Source organism: Nocardia coffeae (genome assembly GCF_019890715.1).
Classification (GTDB): Bacteria; Actinomycetota; Actinomycetes; order Mycobacteriales; family Mycobacteriaceae; genus Nocardia; species Nocardia jiangxiensis.
In genome coordinates, this window is the sequence record NZ_JAINZY010000040.1 from 1 (window position 1) to 4,861 (window position 4,861).

Genomic DNA, 4,861 nt, shown 5'->3' on the forward strand with positions numbered 1-4,861 from the left:
GCACAGGACTCGCAGCTGGCATGCTGGCCTGGCTCTGCTCATCGGCCTGTCGAAAGGGTGGGTTTCGTTTGTATAAATCAGGCAGCCGATAGTTATGCAGTGACCTATGGTGTGGGTCACAGTGTCTGATCCTGGTCGGGCCCAACGGGCCTGTTGTGGGGTCAGGTCTTCTCGACGTGGCTGATTCTCTTGTCTCGGATGCTGTTTGGGGTTGCTGAACGTGGCCAGCGGGTAGGGGGAGGGCAGCAGGGCGACGTCGTTAGTGGTGTCGCCGATGTGCTGGGTGAGGGGCCGCGTTGGTGTGCACGTTCGTCGGGTTCTTCGGTCGTCGGGTCGGGACTGCCCATCCGCCGCGGAAGCTGAGTTGTTTGCCATTCTCCGGGATATGCTGAATAGGCGGACTACGGCGACTGGCTTGCTTTGGGGGAGAGATGGGTTCACGTTCAGGTCTTGTTGACTGGTTGAGGCGCAATATGTCCCGGACTGTTATGTTGTTCCTGACAGTGTCCAGTGCGGTTGTGGTTGTCCTCCTGTCGCCACTGTTACTTCTGCTTGTTCCGGTGCACGCTCTTGACTGGCAGCGGCTGCAGACCGCCAGCCAGGCGTACGGGGCAACCTCGGCGATCGTGTCGGCGTTGGCGTTGTGTGGAGTTGCGGCATCGCTGCTGGTCCAAGCGCAACAGAGCAGGGCAAACCGGCTCGAGATGGTGCGCCGATACCAGTTGGACCTGACCCAGATGGCGTTGGAGGACCCAGAAACTTACATGCCGTGTATAGGCAAACTGGTTGAATCTCCTGCGACCGAGGCTCGCCAGCATTTGTACTGTGCATCGTGGTTGCGGTTCGGTCAGATGGGTTATGAAGTCGGAGCGATCACGTGTCGGCAGCACGTGAATAATGACCCCCGCGTGGCATCGGAAATTTGACCCCTTTGGTCGGGATCCTGGCTCTAATCGAGCCAGGAGGACGAAGGGATGCTTGCCGTGGAGGATTGGGCTGAGATTCGTCGTTTGCACCGGTCAGAGGGTGTGCCGATCAAGGCGATCGCCCGGCTGATGGGTGTTTCTCGCAATACCGTGCGGGCCGCTTTGGCCTCGGATCGGCCGCCGAAGTATGAGCGGCCGGCCAGGGGTTCGATTGTGGATTCGGTCGAGCCGCAGATCCGTGAGTTGCTGAAGGTGTATCCCACGATGCCTTCGACGGTGATCGCCGAGCGGATCGGCTGGACTCGCTCGGTGCGGGTGCTCTCGGGCCGGGTCGCGGAGCTGCGCCCGGCGTATCTGCCGCCGGACCCGGCCTCGCGGACTGCGTATGTGGCTGGTGAGATCGCCCAGTGCGATTTCTGGTTCCCGCCGATCGAGTTGCCAGTGGGGTTCGGGCAGGTCCGTGGCCCGAAACAGCTGCCGGTCCTGACGATGGTGCTGGGGTATTCCCGCTGGCTGACCGCGATGCTGATCCCGACCCGCCATGCGGAGGACCTGTTCGCCGGATGGTGGGCTCATATTCACCGGTTGGGTTCGGTGCCAAGGGTTTTGGTCTGGGATGGTGAGGGAGCGATCGGCCGCTGGCGCGGTGGCCGCAGCGAGTTGACCGCCGAATGCCAAGGGTTCCGGGGAACGTTGGGGACGAAGGTGATCGTTTGCAGGCCTGCTGATCCGGAAGCGAAAGGCATGATCGAGCGGGCTCACGACTATCTGGAACGCTCCTTTCTTCCGGGCCGAACTTTCAGCGGCCCAGCCGATTTCAACTCCCAACTCGATGATTGGCTGGAGTTGGTGAATGCTAGGCCCCGGCGCGCGCTGGGCTGCGCGCCGACCGATCGGATCACTGCCGATCGCCAGGCGATGCTGACACTGCCGCCAGTGCCGCCGCAGACCGGGTGGCGGCGCTCGGCGCGCCTGGCGCGTGATCACTACATCCGCTTGGATTCCAACGACTACTCAGTGCATCCGGCAGTGATCGGGCGCCGCATCGAGATTCTTGCTGATCTCGACCGAGTCCGGGTTTTCTCCGGCGGACGGATCGTCGCCGATCATGAACGGATCTGGGCGGGGCATCAAACCATCTCCGATCCAGAGCATGTCGAGGCAGCCAAAGCGTTGCGGCGCAGCCGCATCGGCGTGTTGCGGCCGGCCCGGGAGCCGGAGGTCGAGCAGCGGTGCCTGACCGACTACGACACCGCTCTGGGCATCAACCTCGACACCGAAGGCGGGGTGGCGTGATGCCCGGCCGAACCCGAACCACCACCAAAACATCAACCACCACACGGGATTTCACCGCCGAGCTGAATTTCCTGACCCGCGCGATGAAAGCGCCGTCGCTGCGCGAGGCCGCTCAGCGGCTGCCCGAACGTGCTCGCGCCGAGAACTGGACTCACGAGGAATTCCTTATCGCCTGTCTGCAACGCGAAGTCTCCGCCCGAGAATCCCACGGCGGTGAAGGCCGCATCCGCTCCGCGCGCTTCCCCTACCGCAAGTCATTGGAAGAGTTCGACTTCGGGCATGCACGCGGGCTCAAACGCGACGTGATCGCCCACCTGGGAACACTGGATTTCGTCACCGCGAGGGAGAACGTGGTGTTCCTGGGCCCGCCCGGGACCGGCAAAACTCACCTGGCCATCGGGTTGGCGATCCGAGCGTGTCAGGCCGGGCATCGAGTCGCGTTCGCCACCGCGTCGGAATGGGTTTCCCGCCTCGCAGACGCGCACCACGCGGGCCGGTTGCAGGCCGAGCTGATCAAGCTCGGCCGCTACCCGCTTTTGGTGGTGGACGAGGTCGGCTACATCCCGTTCGAGCACGAGGCCGCCAACCTGTTCTTCCAGCTCGTCTCGTCCCGCTACGAACGCGCCAGCCTGATCGTGACCAGCAACAAGGTCTTCGGCCGCTGGGGAGAGGTCTTCGGCGACGACGTTGTCGCCGCCGCGATGATCGACCGCCTCGTCCACCACGCCGAGGTCATCGCCCTCAAAGGCGACAGCTACCGGCTCAAGAACCGCGACCTCGGCCGCGTCCCCGCCGCCGGCACAACTGAAGAATGAAACCACCAACCCAACCCGACCGAAGAGGGGTCAAAATTCGGCCGCCGAGAAGTGATCAGGATTCGCGTGCCGTTGACATCACGGAGCATTCGCTGCGAAACGATCTCCTGCACTATATGTTTCGAGGCGAGGTTGGCAGAGACTATTGGGCGCGAAAGAGCTCCTTGTGGGGCCCGAATATGGGGAGATTCAATCGTCGTGGCGACGCGTTCAAGCGAATCGTCGACGGAGAGTACGCGAAGGCTGTCGCGGGTGGCCCACCAACCGTTGCGGGTTCGCCCGCAGGTGCTCGCCCGAAGCCGCAAGCGCCGGCGAACCAAAGTAGCCCGAGTGTCGAAGGTGGTCGGCTGAGTGCAGTATCCGTTGGTTCAGCTTTAGCGGTAGGAATTGTGCTTGGTGTTGTGGCGAGGAGCGGCAGTTTCCGGACCATCACCCACCGAGCTTCCGTCCGGTAGTCGGAGAAGGTCGCCCAAAAGCCGGGACTGCTGCACGATCAGGTTGGCACCTATCCATGCGGCAGCCCCCGGGTGAACTTGCCAGTCATGGGCAACAGATGATCCGCTGGGGGAGAACGTCTTCCAGAGTTGCTGCGAACTGAGATCATGGCGGGTTCGGTCGAAAACCGGCTGCTTTCCTGGGGCATACATGTAAAGCTGATCGAATGGGTGACAAGACCGACTCCGATGCACGGCTCGCTCTAGTCGAGGAGTGGCTCGCTTCCCTTCGCCAGAGCCTTGTCATCGGCGACTTGACCTGGGACTCCGTGGAGTCGGATCTCCGTTCGCTCGCGGTGAATTACATTGTTCGGCGTCAACTCGAAGCTCTCGAAGCCTCGGTGGTGTTGGTGAAGGCCGGTTTCGGTCATCTGGCCGTCGGGTTTGTCCGGCCCGCCCTCGACGAGTTGCTGTGGATCGACTGGATCAAAGACCTTCCGAGGGCCGAAGCGCACGAGCTTCTGTCCGATATGGGCAGCTTCGACGGGGTACGCTCATTGGTTGCCCAACGTGGCTATGCGGGTGATCAAGTGATGCAGCAGCTCTGGTACCCAGTCGCCCTCCTGGATGCGGCAGCGGAACAGGAGAAGGAGCTGAAGGGTGAGTTGAAGAAACGTGGCAAAGCTCTCGGTTGGGGGAACAGTGCGTTCCCGACTTCGGAGTGGGTCGCGGAGCGAACCGGCAGGGGACCGCTCTTTCAGTATCTTCATAGCGCTACGAGTAGGTCGCTGCATTTTTCGATGGGCGAAGCCATGAGGAATGGATGGGGTGAGCCCGGGGGGATACTCACCACCATCAAACCCGAGTTCCGGAGTAACCGATCCGATTTCGCCCTCTATCAGCTTCCTCGATTGTTCTCGGACACACTGGTTGCCTGCGACTCGCTGCGTGAGGCTGCTGGGCTCGAATTTGAGGTCGAGGATGAAGGGGAGCGATTTCTCGCCGCGAGTGAAAACCTCACAGCATGTGGTGCTGTACCGCTGGTACACGCTCACGAGTGGAACCTCGGTCCTGACGGTCCACTGGGATCTCGGGCTAAGAAAGATGACCCATCTCAAGGAGACCGGTCATCTTCCTGATGGGTGTCGGCCCGGCTCCACTCATCGCTCATCTGGAGGAGTGGGTTTCGTTTATCCGGATCGGGCAGCCGATAGTCATACAGTGACCTATGATGTGGGGCACAAAAGCCCTGCAGCACTCGGGAATCCGTTCCGCTGTTCACAGCGCCCCGCTGTCCGGTACGGGTGTGCCCCAGCTATACGACTACCGCCCCGGGTTGCGTATGCGGGGTGTCTGGCGTGAAGGATCAAGTGGTCCGGGTGGGGGCGTC

The 4,861-nt window shown here is 62.0% G+C and carries 5 protein-coding genes; all 5 read left to right on the plus strand.

What is annotated here, in order from left to right:
- Positions 1-518: 518 nt before the first annotated feature.
- The 5 genes from K7711_RS46815 (at position 519) to K7711_RS46835 (ending at position 4,610) form a co-directional block, all read left to right on the plus strand.
- Positions 519-926, plus strand: a complete 408-nt coding sequence (locus K7711_RS46815; protein WP_222979614.1) for a DUF6082 family protein — start codon at positions 519-521, stop codon at positions 924-926.
- 48 nt (positions 927-974) lie between these two features.
- A complete protein-coding gene (gene istA / locus K7711_RS46820) occupies positions 975-2,222 on the plus strand; it encodes an IS21 family transposase (protein ID WP_222979616.1) in 1,248 nt (415 codons plus the stop codon).
- On the plus strand, positions 2,222-3,037 hold the full coding sequence (gene istB, locus K7711_RS46825) for an IS21-like element helper ATPase IstB (RefSeq protein ID WP_222979618.1): 816 nt from the start codon (positions 2,222-2,224) through the stop codon (positions 3,035-3,037). The genes istA and istB overlap by 1 nt, the downstream gene beginning before the upstream one ends.
- On the plus strand, positions 3,034-3,492 hold the full coding sequence (locus K7711_RS49525; protein WP_222979620.1) for a DUF6082 family protein: 459 nt from the start codon (positions 3,034-3,036) through the stop codon (positions 3,490-3,492). The genes istB and K7711_RS49525 overlap by 4 nt, the downstream gene beginning before the upstream one ends.
- 206 nt (positions 3,493-3,698) lie before the next feature.
- On the plus strand, positions 3,699-4,610 hold the full coding sequence (locus K7711_RS46835; RefSeq protein ID WP_222979622.1) for a hypothetical protein: 912 nt from the start codon (positions 3,699-3,701) through the stop codon (positions 4,608-4,610).
- Positions 4,611-4,861 lie beyond the last annotated feature (251 nt).